Here is a 17,700-nt window from a genome sequence, read left to right on the forward strand (position 1 = left end):
TTACTATGAAACCTATTCAGATCCGCCGCGCGCTCGCTGCATCCCAAGTATTAGAAGAAATAACTGAAATCTGGTGTCAATGGCGTAGACAAAAGCTACCACTGTATTTATTCTTAGCGATGTGTTTCAACCTAGTGGTTGCACCTGTGGTCTATGCAGCTACTGGTGAAGAACTTTCTCGCAGTCAATCTTGGGGATTGGGACTGTTAGGACTGGTGACACTAGGGCTTTCCATCTATTTATTTTTTGTAATGTTTGTACCGGAGAAATTCTAATGAGTTTTGCACGCGAAGCTGGTAGAGCCGTTCGTTCTACCTTAGTACTCTGGGTTATTGGAGCGATTATTTATCCTTTTGCGATGATTGCCATTGGGCAGATTGTGTTTCCGTTTCAAGCTAACGGTAGTCTTTTGAAAAATAGCACAGGTCAAGTTGTCGGTTCTGCTTTGATTGGTCAACCTTTTAGTAGCGATCGCTATTTTAACAGTCGTCCGAGTACCACTAGTTACAGCACAGCCGATCCCAAAAAGGACGATGCGGGAGTTTTGAAAACCGGAGTTTCCGGTGCTAGTAACTTGGCTCCTAGTAATCCCGCATTGCTGGAACGGATTAAAGGTAAAGATGACCCAGACCCCAGTAAAAAAGTTGAAGGTGACTTCAATCGTCTGAAAAAAGCAGGTGTGCAGCCGACTGGCGATTTAGTCTACAGTTCTGGTTCCAGCCTTGACCCGCATATTACCCCGGAAGCTGCGATCGCGCAAGTTGCACGAGTAGCCAAGGCGCGAGGAGTTCAACCGAACCAACTCGAAACTTTAATTTCCCAAAATACCGATGGTCGCTTTCTTGGCATTTTTGGCGAACCTGGAGTTAATGTGTTGAAGCTGAATTTAGCTTTGGATAAGATTAAGGGATAAGGACTTGGGAAATAGTGAATATGCCTCCTCTTCGGAATAGTTATCTATAGTAATATTTAATGATTACTTAGAATTTAAAACCTTAGATTCTCGATTTATTTAATAAAACGAGAATCTTTTTTCTAGAGACAAATAAAATCTATACCTCTAAATATATACCTATACATCTAATTAATAAATACATACTTTATTTAATTAATACATCCTATATATCTTCAAAATATATACTAAGAAAAGCATATTTTTTATGCAAAGTGTTGCACAATACTATTAGAGTTAAAAAAACATTTTGTGTTGAGAAACAAAAAAGCTTTAGAGCCAAGCCTGTTTGGTGTTTTTATCGCAGATAATAGCGTTTACTGTGGCATTCATTTAAGTGATATTAAGTTACCGGATAAATGCCTTTTTCTAGGGGTTTTAAGAGAAACTCAAGTCATTTCCGCAACAGATAATCCTAGTATTTTCGCCGGAGATTACATTTTAGCAATAGCAACCCATCCTATGATGATTCCCGCTCTCAAAGTTACTCTTAAAAAAATCCATTCTGTTTACTATTCGCTCAACAGTTGCTTATTAGAAGCACGGTTAGCAGATAGTCAATCTGCTAATTCAGATTACTCAGACCTATCAAGTACTTTCAATTCCACATCTTATTAGAAAGATGAACATTTACCGAAGAAAAGTAGAGGAAAATTTGAGCTTGCGGCAGTAAAAAGAAAATATGTTTTTACCTTCTGCCTCTTACCTCCTACCTGGTTGTTGAGCGTAGTCGAAACACTACCTCCTGCCTCCCTAACTTTACTGAATCTTAGTTCGACTAACTAAAGGTTTTTAATATGCATACTTCGGAGTTTTTCCGACTTTATGTATCCGCCCAAAAAAGTGTTCATCAGTCTACCCTGATTGAAGCTAACCTGTCTAGGGCAACACATAATGACACCAAACCACATGACGGAGACATTCCCTTTTTAGCAGTGTTTTTAGCTCACATTTACTTCATGTTTGTTTGGGCAATTGTTGTTTTTCTCGTTTCATCTGTCTGCAAGGCACTAGAAGATCCCCCAGAAAATGCGGCACAAGATAAAGACGAAATAGTAAGCATCAAATATTTAGAGCAACATACCTGTAAAAAATGCCAATTTTTTAACAATAACTATTTCCTAAAGTGTGCAGTACATCCTACTACTGCTCTAACGAAACAAGCACTTAATTGTTCTGACTACAGCCCGAAATAGGTGAGTTTATCACTATATCCCAGTAATTCTATCATTATCTGTAAAACAGTATTACAAAATGGGATTATTTCAGATTGCTGCAATAAACCAACTAATAGCCAATCAGATTTTTTATCAGGATTAAATTAATGATGCAGCCTAATTATGAAGATAAAAATCGCTTTCTCTATCCTCGCGATCGCTACCACGGTAAATTTCAGCCAAGCAACCTACTATTTAATGCTAACCTCCAATAATTTGCTCAAAAAATTAGTTGCATTACTAATTTAGAAACTGCTGGTAAACTATCTCCATAAATCGCTTTTGGTCAAATAGAAGCACTATGGCAACAGTTAGAGGATAGTAAAAATAAACTGGGAATTGGTAGCGATCTATCAGTTTAATTTATTTGAATAATCCTGATACAACTGTAACAAGAGTGATGCAGAGAAAGTTTAAAAAAAGTTTAAAGCTTGGAAATTTCATTTGATAAACCTGAACAAATTTTATGAAACCCAAAGAAACAGTATTTGTTATTCCGACTCATCGACTTAGAGATGTAGCACAGACAATCGAAAAATATGATGAGAATTTCTGGGCAAATGGTCATGCTTTAAAAATTATCGTTTTTGATGATTCTAGCATTCCCAACCATGAAAAATATTACCCGCTTTTAGAGCAAACTAAGACAGTCAATGATGTGTTTTATGTTGGGCCACAACAGAAAGACCAATTTATTACATTTTTAAACGAAAGACTGCGCGATCGCAAGCTAGAATCACTAGTCAAAAACTTATTCCGACCTAGTTATGGAGGAAATCGCAACTTCACACTCATGTATACTCTTGGACATTTAATGGTTAGTGCAGATGACGATATGCGACCAGATGCATTAATTGAAACTAGCCCAGAATCTTTATCAGGTGATGAAATATGTCGAGGAAAATTAATCAAGTCTAGCCAACAAGGTGGCTACATCCATAAATCTTTTGACTTACTCACAGCTTTTGGTGATGTTCTAGGTCAAAAAGCCAGCCATGTACCAGAAAACTTCGAGGCTGGAGAATTGATTGTTGATACAGCAATGGATTTAGAAACCAACACAACCAAAGGTTACTTTCGAGAGAACAGCCTCTTATTACAACAGGGGAGAGTCTTGAATAATGCGATCGTCAAGATTGCCCAAACTTTCCGCACAGGAACTAATGATATCGATACACTTGATTTTATTCATATGTATCTCAATGATGAAAACCAAATTAGTCCCAATGACTTAAATGATTTTTATATTCTTACCAATTTTCGACCTGTTATTACTAACAAAAATTGGAGAATGGATTGTGGAGTCGCTGGATATGATAATCAGCTAGGTTTACCACCCTTTTTTCCCACTCGACTCAGGTTTGAGGATTATATCTATAGAATTTGGATACAGCAAGAAGGAATTGTGGCTGCACACGTTGATGCTGTCCAGAACCATATTAGAAATAACTATATGCGTAATCCTTTAGCTAGCGAACTATTTAATGAAGAAATATGTAGCTTGCTGAAAAAGAAGATTAAAAGTAGTGTTTATCATCTTGATGATTTGGGAATCAAATTTGATTACTCTGGCGAAGTCACTTTACAAGACTCTGAGGAAATCCTGGAAAAAATCGCTGCTATCCACAGACAGGTAATCAAAGCCTCAATATCTGCCCAGAATGAAGAACGTAAAGTGTCTCTTCAATTATTTGCTGAAAATTTATCGAGAGTATTTTATGGATTTGAACCAGACTTTTTTCAGCAAAACGTTTCCAGAATTATCGATGATGTCATTAGCCAATTTCACGGTTCTCTAGAAATATGGCCAACTCTAGTCGAAATCTGTTACTTTTACAAAGACAAAAAAGACCTACCACAAATCAGGGTTAAAAACAAGAAGGTAAAGTCTAGAAATGGCACAAAATCGAGCGACATTCTTGTATAAATGCGACCTTTAGCAAACAAGCTATCATTCATCCGGGAAAAGGTCAATGCAACAAAGGTGCAGGTCGATGCAACTAATAAATATATGATGCTCCGCTTCATTCAAGTAGGGGAGACGGGATAGCTGGGGGTAAATACAGGGAAAACACGTCTTCTTTACTAATAAAAACTAAGAGAGATTTAAAAATGACATAGATAATTGTAAAAATTGATGGAATGATAAATCATATAAATAGAGTTTTTCCGAAAAACATGAATTGGGTTATCTGAGACTGAATGATTATTTATTGATACTGAAACAACTTAAGATTAGAGTTTATAAAAGTTAGAACTTACGCATTGACAAAGACAGCCAACTGTGGATTACCTCTCGTTACAAGGCTCTGCTTTGTAATGCTCTTATGGGAGGCTCTGCCTCCCGCCAAACAAGTAGGCAGCAGCCCACCTCGATCGCATTCCCCGGCTGTGCCTGGGAACGAGGCAGGGTAAGACTTTTAGTTTAACAAGCTGACTATTCACATAATGGTCAATGTGTAAAGTGCGTAAGTCCTAAAAGTATGTTTATCTAGAAAAAAGTGAGATTTTCGCTAAAGATTTAAATTCAATTTCTGATATATTAGTTTATACTAACGCTAAAACTATTTCTAAATAATTGTTATCCGATCGTGCTGACGATCGCATTTGTGCTAAGGCTTGTTTGGGGCTTGCCTACGTGGCGCGTACCCAAGGTAAGCTAAAAAAGCACTTAGTTAAACCAGTAATACTGCGGGAACTACGAACTCAAACCGAATGGCGGTGGCGGATTGAAGATGCGATCGCAGATATTAATCACTATCTTGGTTGTCGTTTAGCCCAAGCCAGCCAGAGAAAATAGTTCTTCATCCATATTCAAGATCAACATTATGCCTCGTATTCAGCTAGCGTATCCCAAAATTCCTGGTAGTAAAAACTACCCATCCGGGCGCTGTATTGCCTTCGAGAAGTACGACGGGACTAATCTGCATTGGGTTTGGGAATTTGAACTTGGGTGGTACGGATTTGACTCGGCGCGATCGCAAGTATTGAACTTGTTATCTACCCAAGCAGCGATCGCCATTGAAAATGCCAAACTCTACTCTAAATTACGGAAGAGCGAAAGTCAGATGGATCAATTCCTGGAAGCGGTGCCGATAGGAATTGGAGTCGTAGATACACTGGGTCGCCCTTGCTACGCCAATCAACAGGCAATTCAACTATTAGGCAAAGGGATTACTCCTGGTGCGACACCAGAACAACTTGCAGAAATTTATCAACTTTATCTAGCGGGAACAGAGCAACCATATCCCATTGAGAACTTGCCAGTGATGCGGGCGTTGAAAGGCGATCGCACCAGAATTGACGATTTAGAAATTCGCCAAAACAATGCGATCGTTCCAGTTGAAGGGTGGGGAACTCCAGTATTTGACGAACAGGGCAATGTGATTTATGCGATCGCAGCTTTTCAAGACATCACCGAACGCAAACAAGCAGAGCAATTGCTAGCAAATTATAATCGTACCTTAGAGCAACAAGTAGCAGAACGAACAGCAGCTTTACAGAAAAGCGAAGCAGAACTGCGCGAGCGAGAACAGGAATTAAGATTGATTACCGACGCTCTCCCCGCTTGTATCTGTTATATAGATACAGATCGGCGCTATCGATTTGCCAACCGAACTTATGAGGAATGGTTTAGGCGTAGTCGAGATGAAATTGTGGGTAAGCAGGTTCGTGAAGTCATGAGCGAGGCAAGTTATCAAATTATTGAACCGTACATGAATCGAGCGCTAGCAGGGGAGATTATAACCTATGAGGCAGAAGTCTCTTTTCCGTTGGGCAAAAAGTATATTGCTGTCACCTCCATCCCCGATTTCGATCTCAATGCTCAGGTGAGAGGATATTATGGTCTGATTACAGATATTAGCGAACAGCGAAACGCTGCACTGCTTGAACGCAAACGCGCTGAAGAAGCATCAATTTTAGAAGAACGCAACCGTATGGCACGAGAAATACATGATACACTAGCGCAAGCTTTTACTAGTATCATCGTTCACTTAGATGCCGCCTCTCAGCGAATCACGCTCGATCCAGATGCTGCCCAGTCACACCTAAAAACGGGGCGTATCTTGGCGCGTTCCGGGCTGGCAGATGCCCGTCGCTCGGTGGAAGCACTCCGCCCGCAAATATTAGAAGAAGGCGATTTGTATAGCGCACTCAATCGCCTCGCAGCTCAGATGTTTTCTCATACCTCAGTGCAGGTTATCTGCCAAGCGATCGGTGAACCGTATCCTTTAGCGAAAGAGGTGGAAACGAATCTGTTTCGCATTGGACAAGAAGCGTTAACCAATGCATTTAAGTATGCAAATGCCAGTGAAATCTGCGTTGAGTTGCGGTATGAGCGATGCCTGCGGCGGGCTACGCCAACGCAGCTCGTCTTGCATATCAAAGACAATGGGAAAGGATTTGAAGGCAGTAGTCTGTCGGTCGGTCGGGGCTTTGGATTACTCGGAATGACCGAACGCGCCCAACGGATTGGGGCAGAATTGACGATTCAAAGCCACCTTGGGCAAGGAACAGAAATCATTGTGAGAGTAGAAACACTATGACCCAATGGCATAGCTCAACTCCTACACTAGGCTCCTCTGCGATCCGCGTCTTGATTAGCGACGATCATCCATTTATGCGAGAAGGTTTAGCAGCCGTAATTGATTATAAACCTGATATGACCGTGGTTGGACAAGCGTGCAACGGACGCGAAGCAGTAGAATTGTTCCGCCAACATCAACCCGATGTAACGCTAATGGATTTGCGGATGCCTGAGCTAAGTGGGGTTGAAGCGATCGCTACCATTTGCGCTGAGTTTGCCGACGCTCGGATTGTTGTCCTGACAACCTACGACGGAGACGAAGACATCTATCGGGGACTGCGATCGGGTGCAAAGGGCTATGTTTTAAAAGATGCAGAACCAGATGAACTATTGACAGCGATTCGGGCTGTTCACAACGGTCAAAAGTACATTCCTCCTGCCGTGGGCGCAAAATTGGCAGAGCGGATAGGTATCCCAGAACTGAGCGATCGTGAGTTGCAGGTGCTACGCCTGATGGCAAGGGGCAAGAGTAACTTAGAAATAAGCACTGCTTTGTCAATTGCTGAGGGAACGGTCAAATTCCATGTCAAAAATATTCTGAGTAAGTTGGGAGTGGGCGATCGCACTCAAGCAATGATTGTTGCTCTAAAGCGCGGTATTATCACGCTTTAAGAATTTAGCTAGAGCAACAGATTCATCTGTTGAAAGTATCACCTACTCTTTAGGATAGGTTGTTTCTAGCCCTAAAATTAAGTTAATCGCTATTCTTAGGGGTAGTGCAAAGACTGCTCGCAGGGGATGCGACAAATGGGGAGAAATTCACATATTTTGAGAATAAAGAAACAACATTCAATTTATTACTCTTATTTTAGGCGTTTTCATCGCAACCATACTATCTATAGACCGCATGAAAAAACGATGAGCCAGACAAGCGATGGTGACGGGCTGCTCATACCAATTTCAAAACACGATAACATCCAAGGAACAATAGATGCACAAATCATTTTAGTTAAATACGGTGACTATCAATGTCTTTCCTGTGGTGAGGTTCATAGGATGATTCAAGAGATTCAGCAACAGATCCAATTATGCTTTGTATTCCGCCATTTTCCACGCATAAACATTCATTTTCAAGCACAAAAGGCAGCAGAAGCGGCAGAAAGCGCCGCCGCGCAAAATAAGTTTTGGCAGATGCACAATCTCTTATTTAAGAATCAATATGCTCTCAACAATGGACATCTTCTAGAATACGCCAATGACATACAGCTTGATATCAATCGATTCCTTCAGGACATGACAGGCCATGTTCATGCCGAGCGGGTTGCTCAGAACATTCAAGGCGGTATACAAAGCGGTGTCAGTAATACGCCAGCTTTATTTATTAACGGAGTTCGCTATAGAGATGCCTGGGATACAGAGAGATTACTCGCAGCGATTCTCGACCAGAGGCTACGCCAACAGGCAAGCTAAAAATCTGTTGTTTTAACCAATGTCTTTAGCACGGCTGAACTTAAACGTGCTACTGCTCAGGTTTATTGGTGAAATGGCGATCGCCATTTTAAATTTGAGCTAATTCATATTGTCACAACTAACGATTCTCAAATATTTCACAGGTTTAAACAGGAGGTTTACAAATGAAGATTTTTGTTGCAGGCGCAACGGGAGCAATCGGTCGTCCCCTAATCGCGCAACTGCTAGCGCAAGGACATGAAGTAGTTGCATTGACACGTTCTCTAGAAAAAGCACAAACTTTAGCTGAACAAGGCGTGGAATTAGCGATTAGGCAGAGCCTACACTTCGTGATCGCAGATGTATTCGATGCAGATGCTGTTAAAGCTGCCATCACCCGCACTCAGCCGGAAGTGGTAATTGAACAACTCACTTCCCTGCCCAAAACCTATACTAACGAGTCGATGAGTGCAGCATCAGCCCTGAACACTCGCATCCGTCGAGAAGGAGGTTCTAATGTGCTGGCGGCAGCGCAAGCGGCTGGTGTGCGCCGTTATCTGAGACAGTCAATCGCATTCTGGGCGATTCCCGGCGCAGGTTTGGCAGACGAAGAAACGCCACTAGCTTTTGATGCCTCGCCTGCGGTAGCAGCAGATGCTCACATAGTCACTGAGATCGAGCGTGACTTACTAGGGAACCCCAACCTAGAAGGAATTGCTCTGCGTTATGGCTTCCTTTACGGGCCCGGTACTTGGTTTGCCCCCGATGGCGATGCTGCCCAACAGGTGCGGCAGCAACAGTTCCCGATTGTTGGGAATGGGGAAGGCGTATGGTCGTGGGTTCATATTGAAGATGCAGCGATCGCCACAGTTGCGGCAGCAGAACGAGGCAATCCTGGTATTTACCTGATTACAGACGATCAACCCTTAGCGGTGCGCCAGTGGCTTTCTGCTTATGCCCAATGGCTCAATGCTCCACCACCCCCCCAGGTATCGGTTGAGGATGCTCTGCGAATTAGCGGTGCGGATGCTGTTTATTATGGGACTCAGATGCGAGGCGTATCGAATGCTAAGGCAAAACGCGAATTAAATTTTCAGCCTCGACCCTTGGAATGGATGGTTAACACCGCCGTGGCTCATGCCAGTTAAGAATTGAAGGGAGAAGAAAGATGAAGATTGCTCAATATGGAACAGCGATCGTGGTTCTTCATGCGATCGTACATGGACTGCATGGTTTAGCGCATGTGGAAATCCCAGTTCCCCTCTCAATACTTCAGAGCTTATTTGTGGGTATTGTGATTTATGCAATTCCCATCATTGCAGTCGTTTTACTTTGGACACAGTTATACCGCATTGGTAGCTGGCTCTTGCTCTTTTCAATGGCAGCATCAGTCCTTTTTGGAATCTACAATCATCTGATCGTGATTAGTTCGGATCATGTTTCTCAAGTTTCCTTTCTAGGTTGGGGATTGCTATTCCAAATCACAGCCATTCTGACATTAATTGTGGATGGATTCTGCTGTTGGATTGGCATTGGGGCATTGAAAACCATTCAGGAACCAGAAAAGGGTATATGAATTGTTTCGATTATTTTAATCACCATCATCTGTTATTGTTTACTTGCTTACTGCCAATTTAAAGCAGTTTTATTTCATTAGAAATACACACTGAATTATCCAATTTCTCATTGCATGGTATCAAACATGAACCACATACTTAAGAATAAACGCGCACTCATTACTGGAGGCAGTCGCGGCATTGGGGCAGCGATCGTCAAGCGTTTAGCAAGTGTTGGTGCTGATGTCGCTTTCACCTATACTAGTTCACCCGATCGGGCTAACGAAATTGTGCAGGCAGCGCAGGCGCTAGGTGTCCAAGCTCTTGCTATCCAAGCCGACAGTGCCGATGCCAGTGCGGTAGTCGCGGCTGTTGAAGACACTGTGAACAAATTGGGCAGTATTGATATTCTCGTCAACAATGCGGGCGTACTGGCGATTGGCCCAATCGACAATTTCACGCTGGCGGACTTCGATCGAACCTTTGCCATTAACGTGCGTGCCGTGTTTGTGGCGACGCAAGCCGCAGTCAAGCACATGAAAGAGGGCGGACGCATCATCAACATCGGCAGCACCAACGCCGAACGTATGCCATTTGCTGGTGGCGGCGTATATGCCATGAGTAAATCTGCTCTGCAAGGGCTTGTGCAAGGACTGTCACGTGACCTTGGACCACGAGGGATTACGATCAACAACGTGCAGCCTGGGCCAATCGCTACAGATATGAATCCCTCGGAGGGGGAGTTTGCCGAGATGCTCAAAAAGCACATTGCGGTAGCCCGCTACGGCACGGTTGACGAGGTTGCGGGGCTGGTTGCTTATCTGGCTGGCCCTGAGTCCGGTTACATCACCGGCGCAAACCTGATGATTGATGGAGGGTTCAGCGCATAACTGCCGTAGGTGGATGCCTAATACCAATTTGTAATTCAGCAAGCCGGATGTATCCTGGGCTTGGATATGTTGCTTGATTTTAGAGAATTGGTATAAGTCAGGGGTAAATTCCTGGCTTAGGCATCCAGGTAAGGATTAGAAGAGCATATTTATTAGGTAAATTCCTAGAATCCCAGTTTAGCGATCGCATTTATTTCTCATAGAGGTTGATAAGATATGTTTGATCTTGACCAAACTATTAAAGACCGACACTCAACACGCAAATTCTTATCTCAACCAGTACCAAGGGCTTTGCTTGATGAAGCCCTCACTCTAGCGCAGCTCGCGCCGTCGAATTCAAACATCCAGCCGTGGCGGTTGGTGTTTGCCCAAGGCGGATGCCGCGATCGCTTGCAAGAAGCCTTGCTAAACCAAGCCAAGCAGCAGCCTAACGTCTCTCCTCTGCCTTCCGCCTTCCAGCATTACCGCCAGGAACTGGGAGCGCAAGTCTACGGGGCGATGGGGATTACTCGTGACGATAAAGCGAATAGACAGTTGGCCGTTCTGCGTAATTACGAATTTTTTGGCGCACCAATGGTTGCTATTGTCTGTATGCATCAAGATTTGGGCGTTGCCGATGCTTTAAGTGTGGGGATGTATTTACAAACCCTGGTGTTAAGCTTAACAGCTCGTGGCATTGGCACTTGCGTAGAGGTTTCGCTAGCGGATTATCCCGAAATCATCCGCAACGAGTTGAACATTCCACCGGAATTATTAATAATTTGTGGTTTAGCCGTTGGCTATTCCGATCCTGATTTTCCCGCTAATCATCTGCACATAAGCCGTGAGTCCTTTGAGAAAAACGTCTCGTTTCAGGGCGATTGACAAAAGGCTGGATTTTTTGGCGTTGCTGAATTAAGGAATGATTCTTGTGGGGTGGGCATCCTGCGCGCCCGGAAATAGAAGGGACGCTCATGTTGCCCATCCCACAAAAATAGTAAAATCATCCCGCAAATATGCAACCCTGAATATTTTTGTTGATGGTAATGCAAAAGTTAGGACTTACGCATTGACAGAAAAGCCGAAATGACACGTATGCTTTCAAAGCTTTTAGCTAAATTTTTCAACTATCTTTTTGTGATGCCTGCGGCGGGCTACGCCTACGCAACTAATAAAGGGTGGTTTGGAAAAGGCTGAAACGACCTATTTACGTTAATACACAAGATAATTAGTTTGTACAGTGCGTAAGTCCTAAAAGTTAGATTCATAAACTTCAAGCTTTTGCCTTAGTTGTTGTCGTGGAATCGAAATTGTTCTCAAGTAAACACTAATTTAGGAAATTTTGACATGGATAATGTAATAGATACGACCAATTCACCTGTTGTAACGCCACCCGAAGTTACATTAGTTCCTAATAACTCACTATTGACTGAGACACCAGAAGAAGGACGACAACTGGCAGTCAAAATGTCACGGTTAATTATTAAATTGACTCAGCCGGATGAAGAAAAACGCAACCAACTGCGAGATGTTTATGGCAATGATGCCATGATGCTGATTGCAGTTGGTCAGACGGTTGCAACAGAGTTTGCCACGATCGCAGCTGCTAATAACTACTGGCGCAAGTAATATCTCGAAATCGTCAAATCAGGGATTTGTTCTGATTCTAGAGGAATTCACCATGAAAGTTTTGATTGAAGCGATCGTCAGTTTTTTTGTATTTATTGTCGATTTCATCTACGGAAATCGTTCTTACCCTCGGTTTTATGTGCTAGAAACGATCGCTCGCGTTCCTTATTTCTCCTATCTCTCGGTGCTGCATCTTTACGAGACACTGGGTTACTGGCGCAAAGCTGACTTGTTGAAAGTTCATTTCGCCGAAACCTGGAACGAATTACATCATCTGTTAATTATGGAATCAATGGGTGGCGTAGACGCGTAGCGGCTTGTCGCCAGACATCGCTATTGCTCTTACCCATCGAAAATATAGCGTTGAATAAAAGTCTTAGTTGCAGTTATTGAAGTAGTTGAATACACAAGAAAAGATATCATGGCTCAATACGATTACGTGGTGATTGGTGCTGGTTCAGCAGGCTGTGTTGTTGCCAATCGTTTGACGGAAAATGGCGAAACAACTGTGTTGTTGCTCGAAGCAGGGAATCCAGTAAATAAACCTGAGATTCAAGTTCCTGTAGCCTGGCCAAGCTTGCTAGGCACTGAAGTTGATTGGGCTTACTGGACTGAATCAGAACCACACCTGAATGGGCGGAAAATCTTATGTTCGCGTGGCAAAGTCGTCGGCGGCTCCAGTTCAATCAATGCCATGATTTACATTCGAGGCAATCGCCACAATTTCGACCATTGGCAAAAGCTCGGCAATCCAGGCTGGAGCTATGAGGAAGTATTGCCCTACTTCAAAAAATCAGAAAACCAGCAGCGAGGCGCGTCAGAATTTCACGGTGTTGATGGAGCTTTAAGCGTCACCGATCCGATCGCGCCTGCTGTCATCTCAGAGCAATTTATCGAAGCCGCAGCGCAAATAGGCTACGATCGCAATCCTGATTTCAATGGCACACAACAAGAAGGTGTAGGACTGTATCAATTAACTATTAAAGACGGGAAGCGGCACAGTGCCGCCGCCGCATTTCTAGTACCAATTCTCGATCGTCCTAATTTAACGGTTCAAACTGGTGCATTAGTGACTCGAATTTTGTTTAAAGGAACTTCCACAATTGGGGTAGAGTATCTGCACCAAGGAAGGCTGCAACAAGTTTATGTCAATCAGGAAGTGATTTTGTCGGCGGGTGTATTCGATTCTCCCAAACTTCTGATGCTTTCTGGAATTGGGAATGCAGAGCATCTGCTCCCGCTCAACATTCCTGTGGTTGCTGATTTACCCGGTGTAGGTGAGAACCTGCACGATCACCCATTGGTTGCTGTTGGCTACAAGTCTACCCAAACGCTACCCGCGATCGCATCAACCAGTAATTTAGTAGAAGCTGGATTATTCCTGCATAGTGGCAAAAGCAAGGAGCTTGCACCTGACTTACAGTTTCTCTTCAGCCCAGTTCTATGGGGTAGTTCGGACTCTGCCCCTGATGTTTCAGGTTCCACATTGATTTGTTGTCTGATCAATCCTCAAAGTCGTGGCACTGTGACGTTGCAATCAGCAAACCCTACTGACTCACCTACCATTCGAGTGAACTACCTCCAGCAGGAGGCTGATTTACAAGTGCTGGTAGAAGGTATTAAAATCGCCCGTCAGATCGCTCATTCTGGTGGCTTTGGTGAAGTCTTGGGAAAGGAAGTGGCTCCTGGTTCAGACATAATCAGTGATGAGACGTTGGCGCAGCCCAGCGCAGGTATCGCTGCTTACATTCGACAAACAGCTACTACTTATTGGCATCCTGTGGGGACATGTAAAATGGGCAACGATTCACTAGCGGTGGTTGATGCTCAACTTCGAGTTCACGGAATTGAAGGATTGCGCGTTGTCGATGCTTCCGTGATGCCAACCATTTTATCTGGAAATACGAACGCATCTACGATCGTGATTGGCGAGAAGGCAGCCGATTTAATTAAAGCCAGTCGTACTTGACAAACTATGATTGGCAATCAAAAAGTATGGCGGTACGACGATTGCTCAAGATGAAACTACTTCGGAGTACTTCGATATGTCTTCAGCAGCTATTGACAATAATCTGGATTTCCGTTGATCGGTGCATTGGTTTGGTTGGCTTTTCAGTAGCGATCGGTTGATCGGCTTTAATTTGCAGAGTAGCCGCCACATGAAGTGCATCCATCGCAGCTAAACCGTAAGTACAGGCAATTTGAGAAGCATTCTGTAAAATTTGCTCTAAGTCAGTTGGCCAGTGGATGACAGCACTAAAAAATGTTTCGTAAAATTCTGCAACGCCCTTGTTGCTTGTTAAAAGTTGCTTTAGGCAAGACTTCTAACTGAAACGTTGCGACTTGAGGCAAACTCCAGATTTTCATCGTTAAGAATTTGATGAGCTACAATGCTGACTGGCGGAATGCCACAGAAAGCGCCGATCAGTACACCAGAGTCTATGTACGTCTTCTTACGACTCACGGAATCCACCGCGACGTTCAGCAAGTTCAAGTTCAATTTCGTCAACGTTTACGAAGTTGCAATCCAGCAGCGATCGCTCGTTGTCGGATCGACCATAATTTTTTGGCTAAGGGTGTTTGTGGCACAAAATCAGATTCGGCGGGTGTTGTTTCTGACTCAGATTTAAGTAGTTCAACAAACTCCAAAACTTTTTGTTGCTTTTGGGGTGTGAGTTCTCGCCAGTGTTCAAGTAGTTCAACTTCATTATCCATAAGTACAACACTCGTGAATGATTTTTCTATTTTAGTGGTTTTTATACTTGCAATATAAACTATTATTACAATTATATTTGTTACAGAACTTACGCATTGACAGGAATCTGACCATGTGTGTTCAAGCGCATTTTTTGTTCAAGGTGTTCCAGAATGAAGTCACGAGCTACCTGAAGAGACAAATTTCTCTGGACTTCATACCAGTTTTTAATTAACCCTTCGGTTCGCATTAATTCTAGTTGTGTGAAAGCGCGGATAGCACTAAAAAAGTGAGTTTTAATTGCATCAGATGTCCTCACCATGAATAGCTCAATTCCACACACTTGTTTGATGGCTCTATGGTAACATTCAATCCCCCAATGAATCGAATGTAACTCCTTAAACTCGGTAAGAGAAATTAAAAATAGTGCATCTTTGTCAGGCACATACATGATGTAATATCTGGGGGTTTCGTTTTTGAAACTTCTGCGAAATAGTTTGACTTGTCCAAACTTTTTTAGATGCACTATTAAGCCATTCTCTGGAATTTCTAGATTTTGGACTTGGGTAAAAGTTTTACCATCAACTGAAGCGGAAAGTGTGGTCTTGGGGGTTTCCCCCATGAACAACTTTCCAAGACACATAAACGATTTTTGGCTATACCAGTTAAAAACTCTAATCCCTTGTTTTTAAAGAACTTCAGGTTTTTATTACTGGAATACCAAGCATCAGTAGTCACTGTTTTCGGCTCTAAACCCCTTTCCCATTACCTCAGTAATCATGTCTCGTAAATAATCATTTTTAGTTTGACCATCCTGTTTGTTATATATTCGATAATTTACAGGTACAGATTTACCCGATAAGTCGGTGTAATACAAGGTAATTAGCTGAATACCTTTGACTGTACGATGATGCCTTCCAGAATAAATGTAACCAATTAATTCTGCTACTTTTGGGTCGCTATGAGGCTTATCAATTACCGTATCGTCTCCGCTTAATGTGCCACCTACTAAGTTGATATATAGCTTAACTTCATCAAATAAGTCTTTCGGTTCATACCGCTCACGTAGCAAAAATCTATTGACACTATCATGAGATAAATCTTCTATGATATCTGCTAGACGTGTGCAGCCCGGATACTTTGATTCTGCCAATAAAAACAAAGTGTAAGTGTTGAGATCACATTTTGCTGTTGATGCCTTGGTAGTTACTCTGATTGTCCATACCCTCATAGAGATAGTCTAAATTATCCATCTTTCCAGCCGCATACTGACTAGCGATCGCTTATTCTTTTCTAATTTTTAGCACTGCATTTATTGTCTTATTTGTCAATGCGTAAGTTCTGTGTTAGTACATTTACGTCTAGTTTATGTATATTCTTTAAATGGAAATATTTTTTACCCTATAATAAAATATCAAAATCGCAAAATACTGGTATTAATTTAACGTTAGGTTTTGATTCACAAGGCAATTGGAATAAATTTGAATCTCACAAAATTAACAATGGTTTGAGAACAGTAGAAACTTTTGAAACTTTTACTTCTATAAAAGAAATAGATATAAAAACTATTCAAGTTTTCCCTGAAGGTAGTGTATTTGTTGAAATAAAAGGTTTGGACGAAAATAGCTATAAGTCCTTAACTATTGACATCCGTCAATATAAGGGAAGAGAGTTACCAGGGTGGACTCTTCAACAGTTAATGGTAATGGGTTATTAACTGTCACGAACTGCAAACATCGGGACATAAAACTGCAAAAGTGAATTTATTCCCCGTAATTTAATCAGTTATAATATTTTCTGTCTCTACCCCTTTTGATTTTAAGTAAAAAACAGTTTGCTCTATATTACCCACTTTCAAAGCCAGATTTCTTAAACCACAAACTTCTGGCTGGACTACTAAATATTTGCGGATGAGTGGTAAAAGAGAATAGCTCTATTTGAGCATTTTCTCCAACTCGTAAATCTATATTATTTATAATAATTAATTATTTATTTATAGGGTTTTACGTAGCCATTGCTGCGTACCTTTATTATGCGGTTGTGGCTAGAACACCGATAAAGCTCACAGTATTTTTGTGGGATGAATAATTTATCTGCGATACTTGGCTTTACTTGAGGTCAGGAATTACCTGAATAAGTCCAGTCTGAAAGGCTTTGTCGTAGGTAATGACAACTAAACTTTCGAGTTCAGCCTGAGCCATGATCATACGATCAAAGGGATCTCGGTGGGCGATCGCTAGGCTTCCTGCTCTGAGCGCATGGGCTGTGGTGATGGCAAGTTCGATAAATTTAGCCTGATGCAACATCTGTGAATATTGCTCAACAAGTTGTTTGGCTTCGGGTAGTTTACCCATCCGGTATTTGGTGGCAATTTCCCAAGCAGAAGCACTGCTGACAATAATCCGATGATCTGGGTTGCGAATGATCTCTCGGCAGTCAGTGGGGAGTTTTGGATCGTCAAAGAGCCACCATAGCAGGATATGGGTGTCGATGAGGTAGCTCATTCCCATTGCTGGAGTTCTTCTTCTGGCAGTGGTTCAAAGAAAGCATCGCCGAGTTGTCCTTTCAATAAACCAGGGGTGCGCGGTTCGACTTCGCTCACCGCAAAGGGTTGTCTACGTTCTTGACTTAAACCTAGCCGAAAGTAGTGAATTAGGTCATAAATTTCTGCTAGTTTGTCTTCAGGGATGTCTTGCAATTCTTGGACAATCTTCTGGATCAGCATAAGTCAAACTCTTCGCTGGTTGTTAATCAATAAGTTAGGAATATGCGACTACTTTGTTACTCAACTGAGGAATAAAATAT

23 protein-coding genes and 2 pseudogenes are annotated in these 17,700 nt (G+C 42.4%); 19 read left to right on the forward strand and 6 right to left on the reverse strand.

The annotated features are described in order from the left end of the window. Positions 1-5 precede the first annotated feature (5 nt). The 18 genes and pseudogenes from V7K44_RS28245 (at position 6) to V7K44_RS28330 (ending at position 14,287) form a co-directional block, all read left to right on the forward strand. Complete coding sequence (locus V7K44_RS28245) at positions 6-275, forward strand: potassium-transporting ATPase subunit F (RefSeq protein ID WP_334936592.1); 270 nt, start codon at positions 6-8, stop codon at positions 273-275. Then, positions 275-913, forward strand: a complete 639-nt coding sequence (gene kdpC, locus V7K44_RS28250; RefSeq protein WP_334936594.1) for a K(+)-transporting ATPase subunit C — start codon at positions 275-277, stop codon at positions 911-913. Before V7K44_RS28245 ends, kdpC begins: the two co-directional genes overlap by 1 nt. Positions 914-1,204: 291 nt before the next feature. Then, positions 1,205-1,570, forward strand: a complete 366-nt coding sequence (locus V7K44_RS28255; protein WP_334936596.1) for a TrkA C-terminal domain-containing protein — start codon at positions 1,205-1,207, stop codon at positions 1,568-1,570. Between the two features lie 179 nt (positions 1,571-1,749). Next, on the forward strand, positions 1,750-2,148 hold the full coding sequence (locus V7K44_RS28260; RefSeq protein WP_334936598.1) for a hypothetical protein: 399 nt from the start codon (positions 1,750-1,752) through the stop codon (positions 2,146-2,148). 128 nt (positions 2,149-2,276) lie between these two features. Continuing rightward, positions 2,277-2,531: pseudogene (locus V7K44_RS28265) on the forward strand (DUF7219 family protein). Positions 2,532-2,635: 104 nt separating this feature from the next. Next, positions 2,636-4,096 carry a hypothetical protein gene (locus V7K44_RS28270; protein WP_334936600.1) on the forward strand — a complete coding sequence of 487 codons (1,461 nt, stop codon included), beginning with the start codon at positions 2,636-2,638 and terminating at the stop codon, positions 4,094-4,096. A 651-nt stretch (positions 4,097-4,747) separates the two neighbouring features. Beyond that, positions 4,748-4,969: a hypothetical protein gene (locus V7K44_RS28275; protein WP_334936602.1), complete on the forward strand. Its 222-nt coding sequence runs from the start codon at positions 4,748-4,750 to the stop codon at positions 4,967-4,969. 28 nt (positions 4,970-4,997) lie between these two features. Further along, positions 4,998-6,716 (forward strand): PAS domain-containing sensor histidine kinase, encoded by a 1,719-nt coding sequence (locus tag V7K44_RS28280; protein WP_334936604.1) that lies wholly within the window; start codon positions 4,998-5,000, stop codon positions 6,714-6,716. After that, positions 6,713-7,369, forward strand: a complete 657-nt coding sequence (locus V7K44_RS28285) for a response regulator transcription factor (protein WP_334936606.1) — start codon at positions 6,713-6,715, stop codon at positions 7,367-7,369. Before V7K44_RS28280 ends, V7K44_RS28285 begins: the two co-directional genes overlap by 4 nt. Positions 7,370-7,615: 246 nt before the next feature. After that, positions 7,616-8,167 (forward strand): DsbA family protein, encoded by a 552-nt coding sequence (locus V7K44_RS28290; protein ID WP_334936608.1) that lies wholly within the window; start codon positions 7,616-7,618, stop codon positions 8,165-8,167. Positions 8,168-8,331: 164 nt separating this feature from the next. After that, on the forward strand, positions 8,332-9,294 hold the full coding sequence (locus V7K44_RS28295; RefSeq protein ID WP_334936610.1) for an NAD-dependent epimerase/dehydratase family protein: 963 nt from the start codon (positions 8,332-8,334) through the stop codon (positions 9,292-9,294). 20 nt (positions 9,295-9,314) lie between these two features. Then, positions 9,315-9,722 carry a hypothetical protein gene (locus V7K44_RS28300; RefSeq protein WP_334936612.1) on the forward strand — a complete coding sequence of 136 codons (408 nt, stop codon included), beginning with the start codon at positions 9,315-9,317 and terminating at the stop codon, positions 9,720-9,722. 126 nt (positions 9,723-9,848) lie between these two features. Then, the gene (locus V7K44_RS28305) at positions 9,849-10,592 is read left to right on the forward strand and encodes an SDR family oxidoreductase (RefSeq protein WP_334936614.1); all 744 of its coding nucleotides are present in this window, start codon (positions 9,849-9,851) and stop codon (positions 10,590-10,592) included. Between the two features lie 216 nt (positions 10,593-10,808). Next, positions 10,809-11,456 (forward strand): nitroreductase, encoded by a 648-nt coding sequence (locus V7K44_RS28310; protein WP_334936616.1) that lies wholly within the window; start codon positions 10,809-10,811, stop codon positions 11,454-11,456. Between the two features lie 462 nt (positions 11,457-11,918). After that, on the forward strand, positions 11,919-12,200 hold the full coding sequence (locus V7K44_RS28315) for a hexameric tyrosine-coordinated heme protein (protein ID WP_334936618.1): 282 nt from the start codon (positions 11,919-11,921) through the stop codon (positions 12,198-12,200). A gap of 52 nt (positions 12,201-12,252) precedes the next feature. Next, positions 12,253-12,513: an alternative oxidase gene (locus V7K44_RS28320; RefSeq protein ID WP_334936620.1), complete on the forward strand. Its 261-nt coding sequence runs from the start codon at positions 12,253-12,255 to the stop codon at positions 12,511-12,513. A 108-nt stretch (positions 12,514-12,621) separates the two neighbouring features. Then, on the forward strand, positions 12,622-14,169 hold the full coding sequence (locus tag V7K44_RS28325; RefSeq protein WP_334936622.1) for a GMC family oxidoreductase: 1,548 nt from the start codon (positions 12,622-12,624) through the stop codon (positions 14,167-14,169). A gap of 10 nt (positions 14,170-14,179) precedes the next feature. Continuing rightward, the gene (locus tag V7K44_RS28330; protein ID WP_334936624.1) at positions 14,180-14,287 is read left to right on the forward strand and encodes a chemotaxis protein CheB; all 108 of its coding nucleotides are present in this window, start codon (positions 14,180-14,182) and stop codon (positions 14,285-14,287) included. Here the strand turns inward: V7K44_RS28330 and V7K44_RS28335 are convergent. The 4 genes and pseudogenes from V7K44_RS28335 to V7K44_RS28350 form a co-directional block, all read right to left on the reverse strand. Beyond that, positions 14,252-14,374, reverse strand: coding sequence for a hypothetical protein (locus V7K44_RS28335; RefSeq protein ID WP_334936872.1), 123 nt, complete (start codon positions 14,372-14,374; stop codon positions 14,252-14,254). The genes V7K44_RS28330 and V7K44_RS28335 overlap by 36 nt on opposite strands. A 137-nt stretch (positions 14,375-14,511) precedes the next feature. Continuing rightward, entirely contained in the window at positions 14,512-14,664 is a 153-nt protein-coding gene (locus V7K44_RS28340; protein ID WP_334936626.1) for a hypothetical protein, read from the reverse strand. Between the two features lie 41 nt (positions 14,665-14,705). Then, positions 14,706-14,915 (reverse strand): hypothetical protein, encoded by a 210-nt coding sequence (locus V7K44_RS28345; RefSeq protein ID WP_334936628.1) that lies wholly within the window; start codon positions 14,913-14,915, stop codon positions 14,706-14,708. Positions 14,916-15,004: 89 nt separating this feature from the next. Further along, positions 15,005-16,111: pseudogene (locus V7K44_RS28350) on the reverse strand (IS701 family transposase). Positions 16,112-16,225: 114 nt separating this feature from the next. On the opposite strand from V7K44_RS28350, the gene V7K44_RS28355 reads away from it, so the two are divergent. Beyond that, positions 16,226-16,612 carry a hypothetical protein gene (locus tag V7K44_RS28355; RefSeq protein WP_334936630.1) on the forward strand — a complete coding sequence of 129 codons (387 nt, stop codon included), beginning with the start codon at positions 16,226-16,228 and terminating at the stop codon, positions 16,610-16,612. 391 nt (positions 16,613-17,003) lie between these two features. On the opposite strand, the gene V7K44_RS28360 is transcribed toward V7K44_RS28355, so the two are convergent. Then, on the reverse strand, positions 17,004-17,399 hold the full coding sequence (locus V7K44_RS28360) for a type II toxin-antitoxin system VapC family toxin (RefSeq protein WP_334936632.1): 396 nt from the start codon (positions 17,397-17,399) through the stop codon (positions 17,004-17,006). Next, the gene (locus V7K44_RS28365) at positions 17,396-17,620 is read right to left on the reverse strand and encodes a hypothetical protein (RefSeq protein WP_334936634.1); all 225 of its coding nucleotides are present in this window, start codon (positions 17,618-17,620) and stop codon (positions 17,396-17,398) included. Before V7K44_RS28365 ends, V7K44_RS28360 begins: the two co-directional genes overlap by 4 nt. Positions 17,621-17,700 lie beyond the last annotated feature (80 nt).

Source organism: Nostoc sp. (genome assembly GCF_036917235.1).
Taxonomy (GTDB): Bacteria; Cyanobacteriota; Cyanobacteriia; order Cyanobacteriales; family Nostocaceae; genus Nostoc.